Origin of the sequence: Chryseobacterium manosquense (assembly GCF_014623485.1) — a bacterium.
In the GTDB taxonomy this organism is placed as follows: Bacteria; Bacteroidota; Bacteroidia; order Flavobacteriales; family Weeksellaceae; genus Kaistella; species Kaistella haifensis.
Map to the genome: position 1 here is coordinate 2,780,020 of NZ_CP060203.1, position 21,322 is coordinate 2,801,341.

Below are 21,322 nucleotides of genomic sequence, written 5' to 3' on the forward strand. Positions count from 1 at the left end.
ACAAGTACGATTTTATTTGATCGTTTTACTCATTTCCAGCATCGCCTCGATTGGTTTCAAGGCCTTTAGGCGAAGCTCTTCATCGATCAAAATTTCCGGAAGTTCGTATTTCATGCACAGGTACAGTTTCTCCATCGTATTGCGCTTCATGTAGAAGCATTCCGAGCAGTTGCAGCTTTCATCGAAAACCAACGCGGGAATAAGTTCTTTTTGAGGTGCTCGTTTTTTCATTTCGTGCAGAATCCCTTCTTCGGTGGCTACAATAAATTTCTGTGAGTCATCTTTTTCCACAAAGTTCAACAGAGCAGAAGTAGAGCCGATGAAATGCGCCAGATCCAATACCGGAGTTTCAGATTCCGGGTGGGCAATGAGTTTAGCATCAGGGTTTTCGGCTAATTGTTGCGCAATTCTTTCCATTGAAAAAGCTTCGTGGACGATGCAGCTTCCGTCCCAAAGAATCATGTCACGACCTGTTTTCTTAGAGAGATATCTACCTAAATTTTTATCCGGAGCGAAAATAATCGGGCGGTCTTGTGGCAAGGCTTCGATGATGGTTTCCGCATTGGAACTCGTTACAATGATGTCGGATTCTGCCTTGGTTTCCGCGTTACAGTTGATGTACGTCGCAATAAGTGCATCCGGATATTGCTCACGCATTTTGCGTAGCCCTTCACCGCTGCAACCATCTGCAAGGGAGCATCCGGCCTGAGTATCCGGTAAAACTACTTTTTTAGTAGGGTTCAGGATTTTTGCTGCTTCCGCCATGAAATGTACCCCACAAAAGGCGATCATATCCGCATCGGTATCTTTTGCCTGACGTGCCAATTGTAGAGAATCTCCCAAGAAATCCGCGATATCCTGGATTTCGGCAGGTTGGTAATAATGTGCGAGGATTACGGCGTTTTTCTCTTTTTTAAGGTCGAGAATCGCCTGTTTCAATTCCTCGCCTTGTGGAATTTTGATGTCTTCAATATTCAAAAAACCTCTTACCGGAAGGTTTGCTTTGGCTTTATCTAAAGTTTCTGTACTCATTGTAATAAATTTAATAAGGGTTAAAAATAGTAAATTTCATCGAAACGGATTATGAAATTTCGATTCCGAGGTGCGACAGCAATCCGGAAAGGTGGTGTTGCGAAAATTTGGCTTTTTGCAGAAAGTTGTTTTCCGGAATAATTCTGAAATTCAATGCTTCGGTGAAATCAGCTTTTTCTAGATGGGTTTGATCAAAAACGCTGCCCGAAAGGTCAGAATGTTTGAATGAACTTTCCATGAGATTTGCTTGGGTAAAATCAGTTTCATGAAGGATGCAATGATCGAAAACCGTTTTCCTAAGGTCTTTGTTAAAGAAAATGGAATGTGTAAGGTTGCAATTTTTAAAATGGAAACGCAGACCGAAATCGTTTGCCGGCTCAAAATCGACACCAATTATTTTACAATCGTTGAAATGTACGTCCCGAAAGGCAGTTTTCTCGATGATGATCAAACTCAAATCGCAGTCATTAAACTCGCAGTTTGAAAATGAAATTCCGCTCAGTCTGCTTGCATAAAAAATGCAGTTCTCGAAAACACAATTCTCGTATTCACCAATTTCCAAAGGATTTTTTGTGAAATCTTTTTTACTGAAAGTTTCGTCGGAAAGTGTGTTCATTGATCAATTATTTTCTCCGTTTCTTTTATTTAAAATTTTTAATTAAAAACATTTCGGATTCGGATGGATAAAAGTATAACCAAATTCGTGAACGAAAAGTTCTGAAGAAATAATCCTTTGTAACGGCAGGTCTGTTTTAAACATTGTGTTTTTATCTTCGATATTTAAAATTTCGCCCATGGAAGGGTGCTCCGGCGCAACAAGATTATAAATTCCTGCCGGTTTATCAGAGTGGAGGAGTAGGTCTATCGAGGCTAAAATGTCTTCATAATGAATATAATTGACCAATTTTTCGGGGCGAGGAACCGTCTTGTTTTTAAAAAAGTTTTTCAGTGATCGCTCATCGCCCATCAACCCGCCAAGGCGTAGGATAATGGTTTGTGGATATTTTTCCAGTACTTTCATTTCGGAATTTAAAATATCTTCCCGTAAATGATCAGTGTCATTTTCGGTAAAAATTCTGTTTTGCTGAGGATAGATTCCCGTCGAGCTGAAGAGAATTGTTTTTGGAAAAACGTTGCTGATGCTTTCGAATCCTTGATGCCAACTGTTTTGGGAAATCGGCATGCTGAAAATGGCTATTTCAGCGTCATTCAGAAAATCAGTTTCGGAAACTTCAGTGAAATCCAGCAAGTGTACTTCTGCAGCTACCGTTTTCAACTCCGTGATTTTATCGGGAGTAGTGGTGGTCACGATGACGTGGTGATTTCTTTCAGTAAGGTACTTGGCAAGTCTTTTTCCTACCCATCCGCCGCCGATAATGGCAATTTTCATTGGTGCAGAAAATTATTCAGGATCTGTTGCACCGAAGTTTTGGCTTCATCCAAATCACTGTTCACCACGATTTCATCAAACTGATCTTTATATGTCATTTCTTCGGATGCTTTTTCCACTCTTGTTCGGATGGTTTCCGCGTCATCAGTGGCTCTGGAAACCAGTCTGCGTTCCAGTTCTTCGATGGATGGTGGCATGATGAAAATCGAACGCGCCTGATCACCGAAATATTTTTTAAGGGAAATTCCACCCTGTACATCCACATCGAAAATTACCGTTTTGCCTTTGTTCCAGATGCGTTCCACTTCCGATTTCAGGGTTCCGTAATATTTGTCGGTATATACTTCTTCGTATTCCACGAAGGCATTTTCGGAAATTTTTTGTCTGAATTCATCTGGTGTGATGAAGTGGTAATCGATGCCGTTTTGTTCGGTGCCGCGTGGATTTCTGGTGGTACAGGAAACCGAAAAAGCCAGTTCCGGAAATTGTTCCAGGCAATGCTTTACCAAAGTGGTTTTGCCACTTCCTGAAGGAGCTGAAAAGATGATGACTTTATTCATAGTTAGAAGTTAGAAGTTAGAAGTTAGAAGTTAGAATCTAATTTCTAACTTCTAAAACCTAAATTCTACAATACATTAAGGGTTTGTTCTTTGATTTTTTCGAGGTCGTCTTTCATCATCACTACCAGTTTTTGTATTTCGGCGTGGTTGGCTTTCGAACCTAAAGTATTGATTTCCCTGCCGATTTCCTGGCAAATAAATCCGAGTTTTTTTCCGTTGAAATCTTCATCCTGCATTACCTCTTGGTAGTATTTTAGGTGTTGCGCGAGTCTTACTTTCTCTTCCGAAATATCCAGCTTCTCGGTGAAATACGCCATTTCCTGGTAGAACCTGGTTTCGTCGATGGTGTCGAAATCTTTCAGGGTAGCACGGTATTTTTCTTTGATGGTTTCTATGCGGATTCCTTCGTAGGGAACCACCATAGCAAGATTGTTTTCGATATTTTGGATATTGCGTTTCAATTCCTCCTGCAGATTCTGGCCCTCTGTTTTTCGGAAATTGTTGAATTTTTCCAATGCATTATGGAGCAATCCGTTGAGCAGCAGCCATTCGTTTTCATTCAGCTCATCCGGTCTTGTGGAAATGGCTTCGGGCATTCTGATGGCCATTTTTAAGTATTCGAAATCCGGACCATCGCCAGATATCATTCTCAATTCGTCCATATAGGACTTCACCAAATCATGATTAATGTTAACATCATTGGAGTCTGTCAGGGTTTCCAAATTAATATAGCAATCTACCTTTCCGCGCAGGATGTTGTCGTTGAGCAGCTTTCGGATTTCAAATTCTTTCTCTTTGTACCGTAAAGGCATTTTGATGCTCAGATCAAAAGATTTGCTGTTGAGGGATTTGATGTCGACGGTGATTTTTTTTCCTTCGAAAACGCCCTCGCTTCTTCCGAAGCCTGTCATGGATAAAATCATTGATTTGCTTTAGTGGGCAAAGATAAATATTTCCAAACTTTTTATCATTAAAAAAAAGAAGCGTAAAAAAATCGCAGAGTTCCGAAAAGATTATTTTATATCTTTGCATCTATCATTAAAGATTAAGTAATATGCTAAAATCGCTTTTCCACTGGAAAGTTCTTGTAAATATTCTTCTGGCAGCAGCTGTTTTCACAGGATTGGTTTGGCTTACCTTCCGTTGGTTGGAGATTCATACGAATCACGGCAAAGAAATCGCTGTACCCAATGTGGTGAATAAATCGGTTCATGATGCGATCCGTATTCTGGATGATTCAGGATTGGATTATGAGGTAGATAGTGGTAAATTCGAACCAAAATACCGTCCGTTTCAGGTATTGCAAATTTATCCTTCGCCGGGTTCCCGCGTGAAAGATGGCAGAACCATTATCCTTAAAGTAAATCCTAAAACATTTGCCCAAGTTTCCGTTCCGGATGTGCTCGATCGATACAAAGGTTTGGCGTTCAGACAATTGGAGCAGGTTGGATTGAAAGTTGGTGATACTATTTTTGAACCAAGCATTCAGCGTGATGCGGTCATCAGAATGATGTTCAATGGCACCACTTTGAAACCCGGAACATTGTTGCCAAGATTTTCAACCATTGATTTGGTGATTGGAGCAGGACCGAAAAGAAATATTACCGTGCCGAATTTGGTAGGATTAACCGTTCAGGAAGCCAAAGCGATTATTGCTCAAAATCTGTTCGAAGTAGGATTGGTAGAGCATGAAGACGGCGGACAAGACGAATCCGATATCGTTTATTACCAAGATCCGGCTTCTTTCGATGTTCGGGATCAGGGGATGCAGATTGATATTTGGGCCAGTAAAAAAACACCGGCGCAAATGGGTGCTAAGATTAATCAATTGAACAGCATTTATCGTGTAAAAATTGATACCACGGTTCCTCCTGTTCGATATGACGAACCGGTTTATGTGGAACCTGCACCGAGAATTTCAGAACCTAAGAAATCAACGCCAAAAGCGGAAACTCCAAAAACGGAAGCGCCAAAGGCGGAAACTCCAAAAACAAATACTGAGAAAACCAGTACTGAACCTAAACCTAAAACGACTACCACCAACAGTTCCACACCGAAGACCAACACTGCGGTGAAGCCGGCGGAAAAACCCAAGGCCAAAAAGGTAATCGTTGAATAGTAATTTATAATTCGATAAATAGCTAAAGCTTCAGCGAAAGTTGAAGCTTTTTTACTCCCATGCGCGAAGAAAACGAAGAATTTTTAGACGAAGAATTGCTCAGTCAGGAATCCCCTGAAGCCGAGTCGGCGGGGCTGTACGAACACCTGAATATTACCGTTGATAAAAACCAGGAGCCTTTGCGGATTGATAAATTTCTTTTGATCTTCCGACAAAACTCCTCACGAAACAAGATTTCCCAAACCTGCCGCGCCGGAAATGTGGTGGTGAATGGCGTTCCCGTCAAACAAAATTACCGGGTAAAACCCGGCGACCAGATTTCGGTGTTGCTGGCTCATCCACGACGTGAAAATATTATCATTCCTCAGGATATTCCGGTTAATATTGTTTATGAAGACGATGATTTGGTGGTGGTCGATAAAGCTGCAGGAATGGTGGTTCACCCCGGACACGGCAATTATCACAGTACTTTGGTGAATGCTTTGGCTTTTCATTTTGAAAAAAATGGGTTAAAATCTGACCTCGACCGGGTAGGATTGGTTCACCGAATCGATAAAGATACTTCCGGATTGCTTGTTGTTGCTAAAAACGAATACGCGTTGAGTTTTCTTGCCAAACAGTTTTTCGAAAGAACGACTAAGAGATTGTATTGGGCTTTTGTATGGGGAAATTTGGAAGAAAATCAGGGAACCATCACCGGACATATCGGAAGACACTTGAAAAACAGAATGCAGATGGCGGTTTTCGAAGACGGAAGTTTCGGGAAGCATGCGGTGACCCATTATAAAGTCATTGAAAGATTCAAATACATGACCTGGGTAGAATGCAAACTCGAAACCGGACGAACCCACCAAATTCGTGCACATTTCAAACATATCGGGCATACTTTATTTAATGATGAGCGCTATGAAGGACATCATATTTTAAAAGGAGTCAACCTTCCCAAATACAAACAATTTGTAAAGAATGTTTTCGAAGTATTGCCGAGACACGCCTTGCATGCGCACACACTCGGATTTATTCACCCGACGACCAAACAAGAAATGTACTTCGAAAGTCCGATGCCCGCCGATATGGAAGAGGCGATCGAAAAATGGAGACGTTATTTAGAAGCGTAACTATCAAAAGTTTTTTATATTTGTACCCATTCAAACCCATCATAATGAGGAAAATAGGAACTGCATTTTTCATTTTTCTTTCCTTTGTTTTTTATAAAGCCCAGGAAACTCTCCCTTTCTATCAGCAGTACTTGCTCGATGGAGACTTCCTTTTCAACCCTGCGCAATACGGTAAAACGGATGATGTAGTGTTGAATTTGAATTACCAAAAGCAGTTTTCCCAATTCAGTGAGTCTCCCAATGTACAATCGATTGGACTTCATGCCAATATTTTCGATCGGGTAGGAGCCGGACTATCCTTTTTCAGAGACCAAAACGGACCGATTTCCTCGAACGGAATTGGTGCCGGAGCTTCTTATTTTATCCCAATTGATGACGATGGCGAACGCAAAAGCCAGTTTTCCTTCGGTACGAGTGTGAATTTCTATAACATGAATATCGATTTGGCGAAACTCAATCCGCAGGATCCCGGCGATCCTACTTTGAGTTCCGATACCAACAGTCTTTTTCTCGTGTATGCGAATTTAGGAATGGCAGTCACTTACCGCAATTTCTTTGGAGGGGTTTCGGTAAATGATATTGCACTGACCAACGATATTCCTATTGTCAACGGCATCGAACCGGAACCTACGAAGTTCAATTTTAATGCGGGCTACGATTTTTATTTGAATGAGCAATTCTTCGTTTCGCCTTCTGTATTGATGAATTTCAGTACCAATGCGTCCCGAATGACCGATTTGAATTTGATGGCTACGGTTTTGGGTGATACTAATTCATTCTCCGCCGGAGCCAGTTTCCGAACCGCAAAAAACCAATACGGCAACCAAAATCTCGGCATTTCTCCGATCATCAAAGCAAAACTGAACGGTTTTACCTTTGGCGCGACCTATAATTTCATTCTTTCAGATATTCAGCAATATGCAGGAAACAGCTTTATGCTGAGTGTGGGCTATAATATTGATAATTTTATCAATACGAGAGGGTATAGGTATTGAGTATGAAGTATGAAGTATGAAGGTTGGAGGATGAAGTGGAAGTGAGGCGAGTTTTTGAGTGCTTGAGAACGCTGTACGCAATATGCAATACGCTTTATGCTAAGAGTGATTGAATGTTTGAGTTTTTTTACATCGTACATTTAAAATCTCGGCTCTTGCATCTTGACTCTTTTCTTTTAACCACAAAAGCAGCAAAAGTTTTTTTCTTTTTTTTTTTTAGTGAAGCAGAGACGCTTCGCTTTCAAAAGGGTTCTGCTCAATTGGCTAGATCGGCTATATTTTTATTATTCTCGCTGATTTCCATAATGTGACTGAGTTTTTCATACTCCATCATTCATCATCCATCGTACATTTAAAATCTAAAATCTAGAATCTAGCATCTCGGCTCTTGCATCTTGACTCTTTTCTTTTAACCACAAAAGCAGCAAAAGTTTTTTTCTTGTTTTTTTTAGTGAAGCAGAGACGCTTCGCTTTCAAAAGGTTTCTGCTTAATTGACTAGATCGGCTAGATTTTTATTATTCTCGCTGATTTACATGATGTGACTGAGTTTTTCATACTCCATCCTTCATTATCCATCGTACATTTAAAATATAAAATCTCGGCTCTTGCATCTTGATTCTTTTCTTATTACTCTCGCTGATTATGCGAATTCAGCGGATTTTCGTGATGTGACTGAGTTTTTCATACTCCATACATCCTCCTCCATACATCCTCCTTCATCCCCATCTTTTATAAATTGGGATATTTGTTGGGATCTTGATGGGTATTGAAAACAGAATAAATATAAACCAATTTTTCTTCTTCTTCAATGCTAAAAAATAGCATATAGGGAAATGACTCAAAAGGGAGAGCCCTTAAATTTTTTTATCGAATTTGAAAGAAAGGATTGGTTTCTAAAGATTGATAGGCCTTTTCTAATTGTTGATCAAAAGACTGCAACACTGCAAAAGATATCTCGGAATAATACTCATAGATTTGGTTTATTTCTTCCTGTGCACGACCAAGAATAACCAGATTATAACTCATGTTTTTTGCGGATTTTTTTCAAAGCATCTCTTGCGGAAATGAAATCATTTTTATCCGATTTTAGTCTTTCATCGAGAAGGGTTTTCTGTTGATCGGAAAGCTCAAATGATTTTAAATATTCTTCGAAATGAAATTTTTTTTCCAACGCTTCCCATTCTTCAATAGGGATAAAAACTCCGGTCGGCTTTCCTTGTGAATCTTTGATGTATTGTAAGTTCATTTTTTCTTTTTTGAAGAAATAAAATTAAGCAGAATAATTGGGAAGAACAAATTCAATATTTGAGCAATGCATTCATTATCAAAAAAATATTGAGTACGCTGTACGCAATACGCTTTATGCTAGGAGTGTTGGGGTGGTTGAGAATGCTTTAAGCAATAGGCAGTGCGCTTTAAGCTTTATGCAAGGAGTTATAGATTTTTTTTACATCTTTTATTTAAAATCTAAAATCTAAAATCTAGCATCTAGCTTCTCGGTTCTTGCATCTTGGCTCTTTTCTTATTATTCTCGCTGAGTTTGGGGATGGGGCGGATTTTTTTTAACGCAAAGGCGCTAAGAGAATTTTTATTGATGCGTGTGTTTAGGGTGCAAAGGCGCTTCGCTTAGCAAAGGGTGTGTGGATTTTTCATTTATAATCTAAAATCTAACCTCTAACATCTAACCTCTCTTAAAAAAATAATTTTCTCTACCTTTGACGACCCGATAGCATAAAGCGTACGGCGTACTGCTTAAAGCTAAAAAATACAACCCAAGTGCTCTACCTTCATATTCCTTTTTGCAAACAGAAATGCAGTTATTGCAATTTTCATTTTTCTACTTCATTGACTTTTAAGGATGAAATGCTTGGTGCAATGAAAAAAGAGATTTTCTTGCGCAAAGACGAACTTCAATCCAAAACTTTAAAATCCCTGTATTTCGGTGGTGGAACGCCGTCTATCCTGAAAGTGGACGAACTGAATGCGTTGATAGATGAGGTGTTGAAGTATTTTGCATTTGATCCCGATATTGAAATCACCCTCGAAGCCAATCCCGACGATTTGGATGCGCAATTTCTAAAAGGATTGTCCCAATCTCCGGTGAACCGACTTTCTATAGGAACCCAAAGTTTTTTTGATGAAGATTTAAAGTTGATGAACCGTGCCCACAACGCCGGACAAGCTGAGGATTCCATCAAAAGAGCCCAGGACTTCGGTTTTGAAAACATCAGCATTGATTTGATTTACGGTTCCCCAACTTCGGATTTTGAGATTTGGAAAGAAAACCTCAACAAAACCATTGAATTTCAGGTGCCACATATTTCCTCTTATGCTCTTACGGTGGAGCCCAAAACCGCTTTGAACCAGTGGATCCAACAGCGTAAAGTTGCAGCACCGATAGAGGCGGAGCAGCATGCTGAATTTTCCTATATGGTGGATTTTCTGAAAGATCACGGATTCGATCATTATGAAATTTCCAATTTCGGGAAACCTGGTTTTCATTCCCAGCACAACAGCGCGTATTGGAAATCCAAGGAATATCTCGGCATCGGACCTTCCGCACATTCTTTTAATGGTTGGAATGAAAGAAGTTGGAATATCGCCAATAACCTTCGCTATATCGATGCGTTGAATCAAAATACTTTAGCCAAGGAAAGTGAAATCCTCACTGAAAAAGAGCAGTTCAATGAAATGATGATGATTGGCCTGAGAACGATGTGGGGCGTTGATTTGCAGCAAATGGAAGGTAAGTTTAGTGATATTATTCAAGAAGAATTCCAAAAAAATATAGCTCCCAAACTCGAAACAGGAATTCTGATCATTGAAAATGGTCACCTGAAAATTCCCGAAAAACATTGGTTTTTGGCAGATGGCATCGCTTCTGATCTTTTTATTCTTTAAATTTGTCATTCTTTTTATTGAAATTTTAAGCGTTTGTCCAATTCCCACGCCGTGATGATGGAACAGAAAAAATCCTATACTTTCCTCGAAATCAAACAGAAAATGGTCAACTATTGCGTTTACCAAGACCGTTGTCATCAGGAAGTGGCGCAAAAAATGCATGATTTTCTACTGATTCCCGAAGCGAAAGAAGAAATTTTGCTTTATCTGATGCAGGAGAATTACCTCAATGAAGAGCGGTTTGCCCGAAGCTACATCCGCGGGAAGTTCAACATCAAATCTTGGGGACGCAACAAAATCCGAAACCACCTGAAGTTTAAAGGGATTCCCGAGAAACTCATCAACCGTTGTTTTGATGAAATCGACGACTCCGATTACGAAAAAACCTTAAAGAAACTCTACGAATCCTATTTCTCGCGACAATCCGGAAAAGAATACCAAAAGAAATCCAAAACCATCAAATACCTGATGGGTAGGGGATTTGAGTATGAGGAGATTTTGCGAGTAGCAGATTTTGGGGAGTGATTGATTGATGGAGTTTTTGAGTGATTGAGTGTTGCTGTAGGCATTACGCCGTTCGCTTTATGCTTTCTGTGAGGAAGATCTGAATTTTATAATGTGTTAATTTGGAAATGAGGGCTTACGGATTTTGGGGACTGAGCGCATTCTAATTTGTTTTTACTCATCGGCATATCGCTTAAAGCGTACTGCTTATTGCTTCAAAACTTATGACCATTGCAAGAAGAAAACAACAAAAGTTGACAAAAACATCATTCACAACAGCCAAAAAAAATGCCCGTAATTGAAATAATTTTAATTAATTTGCAAAACCATTAATTTTATTCCGTTTTCATAATATTGCTAGATATGAAAAAATTAAATACATTCCTTGCCCTGTTTTTTGTTTTGTCGCTCAGTGCGCAAACCTTCAAGTACGGAATTACCGGTAATTTCCACAAAGGTTCTATTGCCGGAGTTCATGACCGCTCAGAAGGAAAGTTTGGGGGAGGGCTTGGTGCTTTTGTAGAATTTCCGTTGGTTGAGAATGATGTTTTCGACTCTGCGTGGCTTTATCTTGTGCCACAGATCGAATACAGCATGCAGGGAGAAAATGCAAAAGTGAATACGGATAAATATGGGGTGCAGAAATATCACTATGACTATCTTGCGATGCAGCTATATCTGAAATGGTTCTTTCATAAAGGCAATATGAAAAGAGATCTTTTTCTTTTTGCGGGACCACGAATCGAATATATGGTGAGACAAAAAGAAAGTGTAGATCCTGCTTACGATGTGGTACACTATAAGTTTAACCTTGATGATGAGGTGAACAAATTCGGATATGGAGTATCGTTTGGTGCAGGAATGAAAATCTCACAGAAAATGGAAGCATTTCTCCGTTATGACCGTGGATTCAGCAAGATTTATCCCAATAATAACCGCAACAATACCTATAATCGTTTGTTAGCCGTGGGGATCAATTATTATTTGAATGAAAACTGGTGGTAACAGTTTACTTTTCTTTTATTCCATAAGATTACAGCTTTATAAAAATACTTTACCTTTGTAATCTTAAATTTAAAGCATGAAAAAATACGCAGCCGTATTTCATATACTCCTTTTCTCGATCTTAGTGATTTCTTGTAAGCCAAAGAAAAACTTGGTGTACATGTCGAACAATAACTTCGAAAACGAAGTTTCACAAGCCAAATATTCGGGTCTACATATCCAGGAAGGAGATCGACTTCAAATTTTGGTGTCCGCATTCGATGAAATCGCGGTGCGGCCTTTCAATGTGAACACCATGCCCAGAACTTCTACTGCAGGCAGTGGAACGGCCTCTAGCAACATGTCTTCAAGTAATGGCAGCGAATATGTGGTGACTTCCGATGGAACCATAATTTTTCCGGTTTTGGGACCGGTCTATTGCAAAGGAATGACTAAGCAACAACTCAAAGAAGATCTCGAAAGCCGCTTGAAAAGATATCTAACCGATCCTATGGTCACCATTACCTTGACCAATTTCAATATTTTTGTTTTAGGAGAAGTGAAAGGACCTGGCCAAAAAACCAGTCCTACCGAAAAAATCAACGTCTTCCAGGCCATTGCCCTTGCAGGCGATTTGACTTATGATGCCAACCGAACCAATGTGAAACTCATCAGGACTTCCGAAGCCACCGGCAAAGACGAAATTGTATCACTGGATCTGTCAGAAGCCTCTATCGTAAGTTCCCCTTATTATTACCTTCAGCAAAATGACATACTGTATGTAGAACCGGACCGCAACAAACAAGTGGCGGTCAATACCGATTCTGCTACGGATAAATGGATCAAGTACGGAGGGGTCGCTTTGGGGCTTATCACTTTGATTATTTCTTTAACCAATAAATAAATTGGATGGAACTTTTAGAAACTTCAGGTACAGTGAAGCGGGCCAAGCCCATGAATATTAAAAAAGAAATTGGGAAGTACCTTAGAAAATGGCCATGGATTCTTTTGAGTATGGCGATATTTTATACTGCTGCTAAAATCTACCTTCGTTATGCCCAACCGCAATATTTTACCAAAACATCGTTAAAGTTGCTGGAGTCGAAGGGCAGAGCTACTTCCGCATTGAATGATCTTAAGAATTTGGGAATGGGAGTGAGTGGTTCCGACGAATTGCAAGGTGAAACCCAGGTGATTGTTTCCAAACCGATCTTGCAAAAAGTAGCGAAAAACCTCAATCTGGATGTATCTTTTTTCAGTTCTGGTGCCATCAAAGAATTTGAGTTGTATAACAATTCTCCGTACACGGGAAAGATTATCAGCATTGACAATCCAACCGGTTTTAGTGGAGCAACATATACCATCACTCCGGTAGGAAACAATACCTACAAACTTTCTAATTCTTCTAAAACATACACTTTTGGGGTTCCCGCACAGGTTTCTTTTGGCGTGATTCAAATTGATGCCAAACCTGGAACCAAAAACAAGGTGCCTTTAAAAGTTGTTTTTAAAAATATTTCCAGTGTCGTAAGTTATTTAGAAGGAAGCATTACGGTTACCCTTCCTCCAAACAAAGGAATGATGATGGACGTTTCCATGGTCGGGCCGGTTCCTAAGAAATCGGAAGACATCTTAAACGAAGTGTCCAAGCAATACCTGATCGATGGGGTGAACGATAAAAATGAGGAAGCCCAAAGCACTCAGAATTTTATCAATGACCGTATTGCTATTATTACCGAAGATCTTTCCGGCATCGAGGGCCAGAAAGAAAATTTCAAAAGAGCCAATGAAATCACCAATCTCGATGCTCAGGCTTCTCAGGCAATTTCTGAATCTTCAGAAAATACCAAAGCGGTGATTACCCAAAGCATGCAGCTTGATTTGGTAAATTCGGTTCTTGCAGCGGCCAATGGCGATCAACTGATGCCATCGGGAATGGGATTGTCGGCAGGTGCCGAAAGCAGCATCACTCAGTACAATGAACTTTTGCTCACCCGCAACCGTACCCTGAAGCAGGCTACCGGAGAAAACCCCGCCGTGATTGAAATGAACAAGCAGTTGGGCGCGCTCAAAAACTTAATCCGCAAAAACCTTTTGGAAGCCCGTGAAACTTTGCAACTTCAAATTGCGCAGGCCAATGCTCAACTCAATCTCGCCAAAGGGAAAATCAGAAAATATCCTACCCAGGAGAAAATATTCCGATCCATCGATCGGCAGCAAACCTTGAAAGAACAGTTGTATCTTTATTTGCTTCAGAAAAGAGAAGAAAATGCGATCACCCTTGCGGTGAATATCCCGAAAGCCAAAATTGTAAACCCTGCATATACCACAGGTCAGGTAAAACCCGAAACTCAGAATATTATTTTGGGCGCACTGGCTGCCGGTTTCCTCCTTCCGCTCGTTTTCTTTTATGGCGCAAATGCATTGGATACCAAAGTTCATACGAAAGATCATATTATCGATCATGCTCCGGATACTTCTGTCCTTGCGGAAATTCCCGAAAACCATGATGAACTGCCATTGATCGGAAGAAACGATTTATCTGTTTTTGCCGAATCGTTCAGGATTCTCGCTTCCAACTTGAAATTTCTGCTTCGTTCTAAAGAGTCGGAAGAGGGCGGGGTCGTACTGGTAACTTCCTCCGTAAAAGGAGAGGGAAAAACTACGGTTTCCGTTAACTTAGCGCTTACCTTATCCGGAAACAGCAAAACCATTATCGTGGGTGCCGATATCCGGAATCCTCAATTGGATCTTTTTTTTCAAGGTAAAAATGTTGGTCTTACCGATTATCTGATTTCACGCGAAACCGTGCCCGATTCCTACATCGTTTCTTCAGGACAGCATGAGAATCTTGATGTCTTATTCAGCGGCCAAATTGCTCCAAATCCCAACGATTTGCTCGATATGGTGAAATTTGATCAATTGATCGATTATTTGAAAACGAAATACGAGTTTATCATCCTCGATTCTGCTCCTGTGATGTTGGTGAGCGATACCCTGCATTTGATCGAAAATTCCGATGTGGTGCTTTATGTCGCGAAATCGAATTTCACCGAAAAAGAGATGATCGATTTCGCCGCTGGCTTCCGTCAGGAAAATAAGATTAAAAATATGGCTTTCGTACTCAACGGCGTTTTGCCTCAAGATACCCGCTATGGAACCCGTGCTGGCTACGGTTATTACTCCTATACCCACGATACCAAACCGAAATGGTGGAAGAGGATCCTAGGGTGATGGAGAATGAAGTATGAAGTATGGAGTATGAAGTATGAAGTATGGAGGATGAAGGATGAAGGATGGAAGCAAGGAGAAGGATGATGAGTATTTGAGTGATTGAGTTTCCTACATCATATATAGTACTTTTTACATTGTACAATTTGGGAATTTGAAAATGGAAGTTCTCGCAAATTCTAGGGATTTTGGTGATTCGGCGGATTTGAAGGTGTTTTTTGAGGGGTTAGAAGGTTCTGGCTGAGTTTTGAAAATCTTTTATAAAAATCTAAAATCTAGAATCTTGTGTCTTGCTTCTCGGTTCTCCAACCCAAAATACATTGTAAATCTTACTTTTTACTTGTTCACAAGTTCACAGGTTCACAGGTTCACAAATTCACAAGCTCACAAATTCACAGCAAAAAATAAAGAAAAATGAAAAAACTTCTCATCACCGGTGGTGCAGGATTTATCGGATCTAATCTTTGTGATTATTTTATTGGAAAAGGTTATGAGGTCACTTGTTTGGATAATTTTGCCACAGGTTTCAGATACAATATAGAACATTTACTAACAAACCCTCAGTTTCATTTGATCGAAGGGGATATTCGGGATTTGGATACCTGCACGAAAGCGACTGCCGGTCAGGATGCGGTGTTGCATCAAGCTGCTTTAGGGTCTGTGCCCCGATCTATTAATGATCCTATTACGAGCAATGACGTGAATGTCGGAGGTTTCCTGAATATGCTCGTGGCAGCCCGTGACGCCAAAGTGAAACGCTTCATTTATGCCGCCAGTTCTTCCACTTATGGAGATTCCGCTTCCCTGCCGAAAGTGGAGGAGGTGATTGGCAGACCGTTGTCACCTTATGCCATCACCAAATATGTGAATGAACTTTATGCGGATGTGTTCTCAAAAACCTATGGTATTGAGTGTATCGGACTGCGCTATTTTAATGTGTTCGGAAGAAGACAAAATCCGAATGGTGCCTACGCTGCGGTGATTCCTAAATTTGTCATTCAGCTCATGAATCATGAAAGTCCGGTCATCAACGGTACCGGCGATTATTCTCGCGATTTCACCTATATTGATAATGTAATTCAAATGAATGAAAAAGCATTGTTGACCGATAACAACGAAGCCATCAATACCGTTTACAATACCGCAGTGGGTGATCGTACCACCATCAAACAAATGGCGGAACTGCTTCGAGGTTTCCTTTCAAAATACGACCCCGCAATTGCTGATGTAGCAATCAAGTACGGACCGGTACGCGCCGGCGACGTTCCCCATTCCAAAGCCAGCATCGAAAAAGCACAAAGCTTATTGAACTACGAACCCAGCCACCGTTTCGAAGACGGCCTCCGCGAAGCGGTAGATTGGTATTGGGAGCATTTGGAGAGATAGCGGCGCTGTATGCTTTATGCAATACGCTGTAAGCTTTATGCAATACGCTGTATGCTTTCTGTGAGGAGTGATTGAGTGATTGGGTTTTTGAGTACTGCGATTTACTTGTTCACAAGTTCATGCCTTTCTCTCGCTGATCTTGGAGATTTTACAGATTTTTGAGAACGCAGTATGCCGTATGCTTTTTGCAATACGCTGTATGCTTTCTGTGGGGAGTGATTGAGTGATTGGGTTTTTGAGTACTGCGATTTACTTGTTCACAAGTTCATGCCTTTCTCTCGCAGATTCTGGGGATTTTACAGATTTATCTTTTCTCTTTTTTCTAAAATACATCGTACTTTTTACATTGTACATCCAAAATATCTCATCTAAACTTCCGACTTAGGAGATTTTTGCGTTAAGAAAAATTAAGATTTCTTCGTGAACAAATCTTCCAAATAATAACTGCATAAAAATCCCCACTGTTTGCCTCATTCTTTTTAATTGTTTTTAAAGGAATCGGCGAATGATCATTTGAGTGGCGGCAATAATTTTTATTAAACAACAAATTTTCCGGTCCGCCCGAAACCGCTTGCGGTTCGACGACCAGCGGGAGTCAATTTTGGGGAAACCTAACGAAGTGGTTCAACGACCAAAGGGAGTTAATTTCTTAGAAGAAATCTTAATTTTTTAGCAAAAAGATCCAGTCTTGACTTTTTTGTTACTTTTTACTCATCCTCTTATTTATTTTTCTTTGGTATTCGTGATATGCTTCGCAGTTGTGTCAAGACAAAAAGTATGGAAATAAAAAACACCTTATGTTTTTACTCTCGCAGATCTTGGAGATTTTACAGATTTTTGAGAACGCAGTATGCCGTAGGCTTTTTGCAATACGCTGTATGCTTTCTGTGGGGAGTGATTGAGTGATTGGGTTTTTGAGTACTGCGATTTACTTGTTCACATGTTCACATGTTCACAAGTTCACGTGTTCACAAAATTTCTCTCGCAGATCTTACTGATTTTGCTAATCTTTTTACTTTGTACATCATACAATTCCATCAATACTCAACTATTAACCTCAACTAAGCTCACCTGATTTTTCCCCCTCATTCCGTAGGAATGATATGGGTGTAGAAAGAAGAGTGATTATGCGCCAATGCGTTCCGGAGGAACGCTATCTTTATTTATAAGGCGTTCAGTAATTGATTCGAGTTCAGTTGTTCAGTTGTCTAGACGAATAGACAAATACACGTATAGACATTCGCTCACAAGTTCATGCTTTTCTCTCGCGGTTTTTGGAGATTTTGCTGATTTTTGGGAACACTGTATGCTGTAGGCTTTACGCAATACGCTTTAAGCAATAAGCTGGGAGTAATTGAATGTTTGGGTTTTGAATCACTGGCGTCAACTCTCAACCATCAACTCTCAACCATCAACTCTCAACTAAAATCTCTCATCTTGGTTCTTGGTTCTTGATTTTTGTCTCTCGCTGATCTTGGTGATTTTACAGATTTTTGAGAACGCAGTATGCCGTAGGCTTTTTGCAATACGCTGTATGCTTTCTGTGGGGAGTGATTGAGTGATTGGGTTTTTGAGTACTGCGATTTACTTGTTCACATGTTCACAAGTTCACGTGTTCACAAAATTTCTCTCGCAGATCTTACTGATTTTGCTAATCTTTTTACTTTGTACATCGTACTTTTTACATCATACAATTCCATCAATACTCAACTATTAACCTCAACTAAGCTCACCTGATTTTCTCCCTCATTCCGTAGGAATGATATGGGTGTAGAAAGAAGAGTGATTATGCGCCAATGCGTTCCGGAGGAACGCTATCTTTATTTATTAGGCGTTCAGTAATTGATTCGAGTTCAGTTGTTCAGTTGTCTAGACGAATAGACAAATACACGTATAGACATTCGCTCACAAGTTCATGCTTTTCTCTCGCGGTTTTTGGAGATTTTGCTGATTTTTGGGAACACTGTATGCTGTAGGCTTTACGCAATACGCTTTAAGCAATAAGCTGGGAGTAATTGAATGTTTGGGTTTTGAATCACTGGCGTCAACTCTCAACCATCAACTCTCAACCATGAACTCTCAACTAAAATCTCTCATCTTGGTTCTCGGTTCTTTCCTCTTTCCTCTTTCTTCTCGCTCAAAAAACCACCCCGACCCTTCGTCTCCGACAAAGGCCCACCCCTCCGGAGGAGGGGAATATCCCGTTGTTCTTAGGCGATCGGGAAATGATACATCGTATTTTCTTTTTTCCTCTGAAATAAATTGTGCATTTAAAATCTTGCATCTTGTTTCTTGAATCTCCTATCTTTTCTCTTTCCTCTTTCCTCTTTCTTCTTTCCTCTTTTTATTCACCAAGAGATCATCTAAAATCTAAAATCTAACCTCTAACATCTAACCATAACATCTTACCTCTCATTCCAAATAAATACTTATCTTTGCGCACATAAAAACCAAACGAAAAAAAGGAGAACTTTGCGGTAAAACCTATTGATTCAGGTGTTTATAGCTGCAAGCTGAACTTATTAATGATCACGGATGAAACATCAAATCGCCATCATTGGCCTTGGCTATGTTGGGCTTCCTTTGGCCCGACTTTTCGCTACGAAATACCCGGTTGTGGGTTTCGACATTAACCAAAAAAGAATTGCGGAGCTCCAGGCAGGTAAAGATTTAACGCTTGAGGTAGAAGAATCCTTGCTGAAATCGGTCTTGCTTTCCGATAATCCGACCGCTGAAAAGAGCGAAGATTCCGCAAGTTTAAGCGGTCAGCATGCTACAACGGGACTCTACTGTTCTTCCCAGCTCGAAGACCTTCATCACGCAAATATCTACATCATCACCGTCCCTACGCCGGTGGATAAAAACAATAAACCCGACCTTACGCCGCTTTATAAAGCAAGTGAAACGGTTGGGAAAGTCCTTAAAAAAGGAGACATCGTGGTCTATGAATCTACGGTGTATCCGGGGGCTACCGAAGAGGAGTGTATTCCGGTGCTCGAAAAAGTTTCGGGGTTAAAATTCAATCAGGATTTTTATGCGGGATATTCACCGGAGCGCATTAATCCCGGAGATAAAGAACATACGGTAGAGAAGATTCTGAAAGTCACTTCAGGCTCCACGCCCGAAATCGGGAAAGTGGTGGATGATTTATATCGTGCGGTGATTACCGCGGGAACCCATCTTGCGCCATCAATCAAAGTCGCAGAAGCAGCCAAGGTTATTGAAAACTCTCAGCGCGACATCAATATTGCTTTTGTGAACGAACTGGCAAAGATTTTTAATTTAATGAATCTCGATACCCACGAGGTTTTGAAAGCAGCGGGAACCAAATGGAACTTTCTGCCTTTCAAACCAGGTTTGGTAGGAGGACATTGCATTGGCGTTGATCCTTATTACTTGGCTCAAAAAGCGCAGGAACTCGGTTACCATCCCGAAATTATTTTGGCAGGACGCCGGATGAACGATTCTATGGGCGAATATGTTGCCTCGCAGGTAGTGAAAGCGATGATCAAAAAAAATATTACGATCAACGGAGCGCAGGTGCTGATGTTGGGCGTTACCTTCAAAGAAAACTGTCCGGATGTCCGCAATACCAAAATCGTGGATGTCGTGGCGGCTCTGAAAGATTACGGGATGAATGTGACTATTTACGATCCGTGGGCAAAACCGGAAGAAGTCCTCCACGAATACGGCTTAGAATGCCTCAACCAACTCCCATCTTATCATTCCGAGCAAAGCGAGGAATCTCCTCTCAACCCTCAACCCTCAACTCTCAACCCCTTCGATGCAGTCGTCCTCGGCGTAGCCCACAACGAATTCCTCAACCTCGACCTTAAGCTCATCCTTAAAGACAATGCCGTGGTGTATGATGTGAAAGGCATCCTGCAGCACGCAGACGCAAAATTATAATCCAATGAAAATAACCATTGTAGGAACAGGATATGTAGGGCTTTCCAATGCTCTTTTACTGGCGCAGCACCATGAGGTGGTGGCGTTGGACATTATTCCTGAAAAAGTCGCCATGCTCAATGCACAGGTGTCGCCCATTGAAGATCACGAAATCAGTGATTTTTTGCAAAATAAAACCTTAAACTTCAAAGCCACCACCGATCAACAAGAAGCGTATCAAAATGCCGATTATGTCATCGTGGCAACACCTACTGATTACGATCCCAAAACCAATTACTTCAACACCAGCAGTGTGGAAGCGGTGATTGCTGACGTTAAAAAATACCGACCGCAAGCTGTGGTCATCATTAAATCGACGGTTCCGGTGGGTTTTACTGAAGATTTAAAAAAGAAACTGGATTTTCAGAACATCATCTTTTCCCCGGAATTCTTGCGGGAAGGTAAGGCGTTGTATGATAATTTATATCCCTCTAGAATCATCATTGGAGAACAGAGCCAAAGAGCAGAGGTTTTTGCGGAACTCCTCAAAGAGGGGGCGATCAAAAAAGACATTCCGGTGTTATTTACCCATTCCACAGAAGCCGAAGCGATTAAACTCTTCTCCAATACCTATCTTGCCTTGAGGGTGGCGTATTTCAATGAACTCGACAGTTATGCGCAGACCCATCAGCTCGACAGCCGTCAGATTATCGAAGGCGTAGGTTTGGATCCCCGCATTGGTTCGCATTATAACAACCCGTCTTTTGGTTACGGCGGCTATTGCCTTCCGAAAGATACGAAACAACTGTTGGCGAACTACGATTCCGTGCCGAACAATATCATTCAGGCTATTGTGGATGCCAACCGCACCCGCAAAGATTTTATTGCCGAGTCGGTGCTTGCAAGAAATCCAAAGAAAGTGGGCGTTTACCGCCTGATTATGAAATCCGGTTCCGACAATTTCCGGGCTTCAGCGATCCAGGGCGTGATGAAGCGCATCAAAGCCAAAGGCGTGGAAGTGGTGGTGTACGAACCTGTCATGAAAGAAGAAACTTTCTTCGGTTCGCGCGTCACCAAAGATTTGGAAAGCTTTAAAAAAGAGTGTGATGTCATCATCTCCAACCGAAAAGCACCCGAACTCGCCGATGTGGAAGAGAAGGTCTATACTAGAGATTTGTTTGGCAATGATTGATTTTTAACCAATGAACTGAGT

General features: G+C 40.8%; 18 protein-coding genes. 11 read left to right on the plus strand and 7 right to left on the minus strand.

Annotated features, from left to right (window positions below):
* Positions 1-12: 12 nt before the first annotated feature.
* From nadA to H0S70_RS13245, 5 genes are all read right to left on the minus strand, one after another.
* On the minus strand, positions 13-1,032 hold the full coding sequence (gene nadA, locus H0S70_RS13225; RefSeq protein ID WP_123248675.1) for a quinolinate synthase NadA: 1,020 nt from the start codon (positions 1,030-1,032) through the stop codon (positions 13-15).
* 49 nt (positions 1,033-1,081) lie between these two features.
* On the minus strand, positions 1,082-1,648 hold the full coding sequence (locus H0S70_RS13230) for a pentapeptide repeat-containing protein (protein ID WP_188321118.1): 567 nt from the start codon (positions 1,646-1,648) through the stop codon (positions 1,082-1,084).
* Between the two features lie 42 nt (positions 1,649-1,690).
* Entirely contained in the window at positions 1,691-2,422 is a 732-nt protein-coding gene (locus H0S70_RS13235) for an NAD(P)-binding domain-containing protein (protein ID WP_188321119.1), read from the minus strand.
* Positions 2,419-2,982, minus strand: coding sequence for a guanylate kinase (gmk, locus tag H0S70_RS13240; RefSeq protein ID WP_188321120.1), 564 nt, complete (start codon positions 2,980-2,982; stop codon positions 2,419-2,421). Before gmk ends, H0S70_RS13235 begins: the two co-directional genes overlap by 4 nt.
* Positions 2,983-3,047: 65 nt before the next feature.
* Positions 3,048-3,905, minus strand: coding sequence for a YicC/YloC family endoribonuclease (locus tag H0S70_RS13245; protein ID WP_123248671.1), 858 nt, complete (start codon positions 3,903-3,905; stop codon positions 3,048-3,050).
* Between the two features lie 131 nt (positions 3,906-4,036).
* Between H0S70_RS13245 and H0S70_RS13250 the strand changes: the two genes are divergently transcribed.
* Genes H0S70_RS13250 through H0S70_RS13260 form a run of 3 tightly spaced genes read left to right on the plus strand, consistent with a single transcriptional unit; the run spans position 4,037 to position 7,214 of the window.
* Positions 4,037-5,101 (plus strand): PASTA domain-containing protein, encoded by a 1,065-nt coding sequence (locus tag H0S70_RS13250; protein ID WP_188321121.1) that lies wholly within the window; start codon positions 4,037-4,039, stop codon positions 5,099-5,101.
* 59 nt (positions 5,102-5,160) lie between these two features.
* A complete protein-coding gene (locus H0S70_RS13255; RefSeq protein ID WP_188321122.1) occupies positions 5,161-6,219 on the plus strand; it encodes an RluA family pseudouridine synthase in 1,059 nt (352 codons plus the stop codon).
* Between the two features lie 44 nt (positions 6,220-6,263).
* Entirely contained in the window at positions 6,264-7,214 is a 951-nt protein-coding gene (locus tag H0S70_RS13260) for a PorP/SprF family type IX secretion system membrane protein (RefSeq protein WP_188321123.1), read from the plus strand.
* 865 nt (positions 7,215-8,079) lie between these two features.
* Here the strand turns inward: H0S70_RS13260 and H0S70_RS13265 are convergent.
* Entirely contained in the window at positions 8,080-8,241 is a 162-nt protein-coding gene (locus H0S70_RS13265; RefSeq protein ID WP_188321124.1) for a hypothetical protein, read from the minus strand.
* A complete protein-coding gene (locus H0S70_RS13270) occupies positions 8,231-8,461 on the minus strand; it encodes a hypothetical protein (RefSeq protein WP_034767767.1) in 231 nt (76 codons plus the stop codon). The genes H0S70_RS13265 and H0S70_RS13270 overlap by 11 nt, the downstream gene beginning before the upstream one ends.
* A 530-nt stretch (positions 8,462-8,991) precedes the next feature.
* On the opposite strand from H0S70_RS13270, the gene hemW reads away from it, so the two are divergent.
* The 8 genes from hemW to H0S70_RS13310 all read left to right on the plus strand — a co-directional run bounded on the left by hemW (position 8,992) and on the right by H0S70_RS13310 (position 21,301).
* The gene (hemW, locus tag H0S70_RS13275) at positions 8,992-10,116 is read left to right on the plus strand and encodes a radical SAM family heme chaperone HemW (protein WP_188321125.1); all 1,125 of its coding nucleotides are present in this window, start codon (positions 8,992-8,994) and stop codon (positions 10,114-10,116) included.
* Positions 10,117-10,170: 54 nt separating this feature from the next.
* Positions 10,171-10,641: a regulatory protein RecX gene (locus H0S70_RS13280; RefSeq protein WP_188322255.1), complete on the plus strand. Its 471-nt coding sequence runs from the start codon at positions 10,171-10,173 to the stop codon at positions 10,639-10,641.
* A 342-nt stretch (positions 10,642-10,983) separates the two neighbouring features.
* Complete coding sequence (locus tag H0S70_RS13285; RefSeq protein ID WP_188321126.1) at positions 10,984-11,625, plus strand: outer membrane beta-barrel protein; 642 nt, start codon at positions 10,984-10,986, stop codon at positions 11,623-11,625.
* A 76-nt stretch (positions 11,626-11,701) separates the two neighbouring features.
* Positions 11,702-12,508, plus strand: a complete 807-nt coding sequence (locus H0S70_RS13290) for a polysaccharide biosynthesis/export family protein (RefSeq protein WP_188321127.1) — start codon at positions 11,702-11,704, stop codon at positions 12,506-12,508.
* Between the two features lie 5 nt (positions 12,509-12,513).
* Positions 12,514-14,838 (plus strand): GumC family protein, encoded by a 2,325-nt coding sequence (locus tag H0S70_RS13295; RefSeq protein WP_188321128.1) that lies wholly within the window; start codon positions 12,514-12,516, stop codon positions 14,836-14,838.
* Between the two features lie 411 nt (positions 14,839-15,249).
* Complete coding sequence (locus H0S70_RS13300) at positions 15,250-16,221, plus strand: SDR family oxidoreductase (RefSeq protein ID WP_188321129.1); 972 nt, start codon at positions 15,250-15,252, stop codon at positions 16,219-16,221.
* 2,535 nt (positions 16,222-18,756) lie between these two features.
* A complete protein-coding gene (locus H0S70_RS13305; protein WP_188321130.1) occupies positions 18,757-20,130 on the plus strand; it encodes a nucleotide sugar dehydrogenase in 1,374 nt (457 codons plus the stop codon).
* A 4-nt stretch (positions 20,131-20,134) separates the two neighbouring features.
* Positions 20,135-21,301, plus strand: a complete 1,167-nt coding sequence (locus H0S70_RS13310) for a nucleotide sugar dehydrogenase (protein ID WP_188321131.1) — start codon at positions 20,135-20,137, stop codon at positions 21,299-21,301.
* Positions 21,302-21,322: the final 21 nt, after the last annotated feature.

Excerpts from the sequence above, each read along its gene's own strand:
- nadA (WP_123248675.1), bottom strand. The coding sequence starts at position 1,032 with ATGAGTACAGAAACTTTAGATAAAGCCAAAGCAAACCTTCCGGTAAGA.
- H0S70_RS13230 (WP_188321118.1), bottom strand. The coding sequence starts at position 1,648 with ATGAACACACTTTCCGACGAAACTTTCAGTAAAAAAGATTTCACAAAA.
- H0S70_RS13235 (WP_188321119.1), bottom strand. The coding sequence starts at position 2,422 with ATGAAAATTGCCATTATCGGCGGCGGATGGGTAGGAAAAAGACTTGCC.
- gmk (WP_188321120.1), bottom strand. The coding sequence starts at position 2,982 with ATGAATAAAGTCATCATCTTTTCAGCTCCTTCAGGAAGTGGCAAAACC.
- H0S70_RS13245 (WP_123248671.1), bottom strand. The coding sequence starts at position 3,905 with ATGATTTTATCCATGACAGGCTTCGGAAGAAGCGAGGGCGTTTTCGAA.
- H0S70_RS13250 (WP_188321121.1), top strand. The coding sequence starts at position 4,037 with ATGCTAAAATCGCTTTTCCACTGGAAAGTTCTTGTAAATATTCTTCTG.
- H0S70_RS13255 (WP_188321122.1), top strand. The coding sequence starts at position 5,161 with ATGCGCGAAGAAAACGAAGAATTTTTAGACGAAGAATTGCTCAGTCAG.
- H0S70_RS13260 (WP_188321123.1), top strand. The coding sequence starts at position 6,264 with ATGAGGAAAATAGGAACTGCATTTTTCATTTTTCTTTCCTTTGTTTTT.
- H0S70_RS13265 (WP_188321124.1), bottom strand. The coding sequence starts at position 8,241 with ATGAGTTATAATCTGGTTATTCTTGGTCGTGCACAGGAAGAAATAAAC.
- H0S70_RS13270 (WP_034767767.1), bottom strand. The coding sequence starts at position 8,461 with ATGAACTTACAATACATCAAAGATTCACAAGGAAAGCCGACCGGAGTT.
- H0S70_RS13280 (WP_188322255.1), top strand. The coding sequence starts at position 10,171 with ATGATGGAACAGAAAAAATCCTATACTTTCCTCGAAATCAAACAGAAA.
- H0S70_RS13285 (WP_188321126.1), top strand. The coding sequence starts at position 10,984 with ATGAAAAAATTAAATACATTCCTTGCCCTGTTTTTTGTTTTGTCGCTC.
- H0S70_RS13290 (WP_188321127.1), top strand. The coding sequence starts at position 11,702 with ATGAAAAAATACGCAGCCGTATTTCATATACTCCTTTTCTCGATCTTA.
- H0S70_RS13295 (WP_188321128.1), top strand. The coding sequence starts at position 12,514 with ATGGAACTTTTAGAAACTTCAGGTACAGTGAAGCGGGCCAAGCCCATG.
- H0S70_RS13300 (WP_188321129.1), top strand. The coding sequence starts at position 15,250 with ATGAAAAAACTTCTCATCACCGGTGGTGCAGGATTTATCGGATCTAAT.
- H0S70_RS13305 (WP_188321130.1), top strand. The coding sequence starts at position 18,757 with ATGAAACATCAAATCGCCATCATTGGCCTTGGCTATGTTGGGCTTCCT.
- H0S70_RS13310 (WP_188321131.1), top strand. The coding sequence starts at position 20,135 with ATGAAAATAACCATTGTAGGAACAGGATATGTAGGGCTTTCCAATGCT.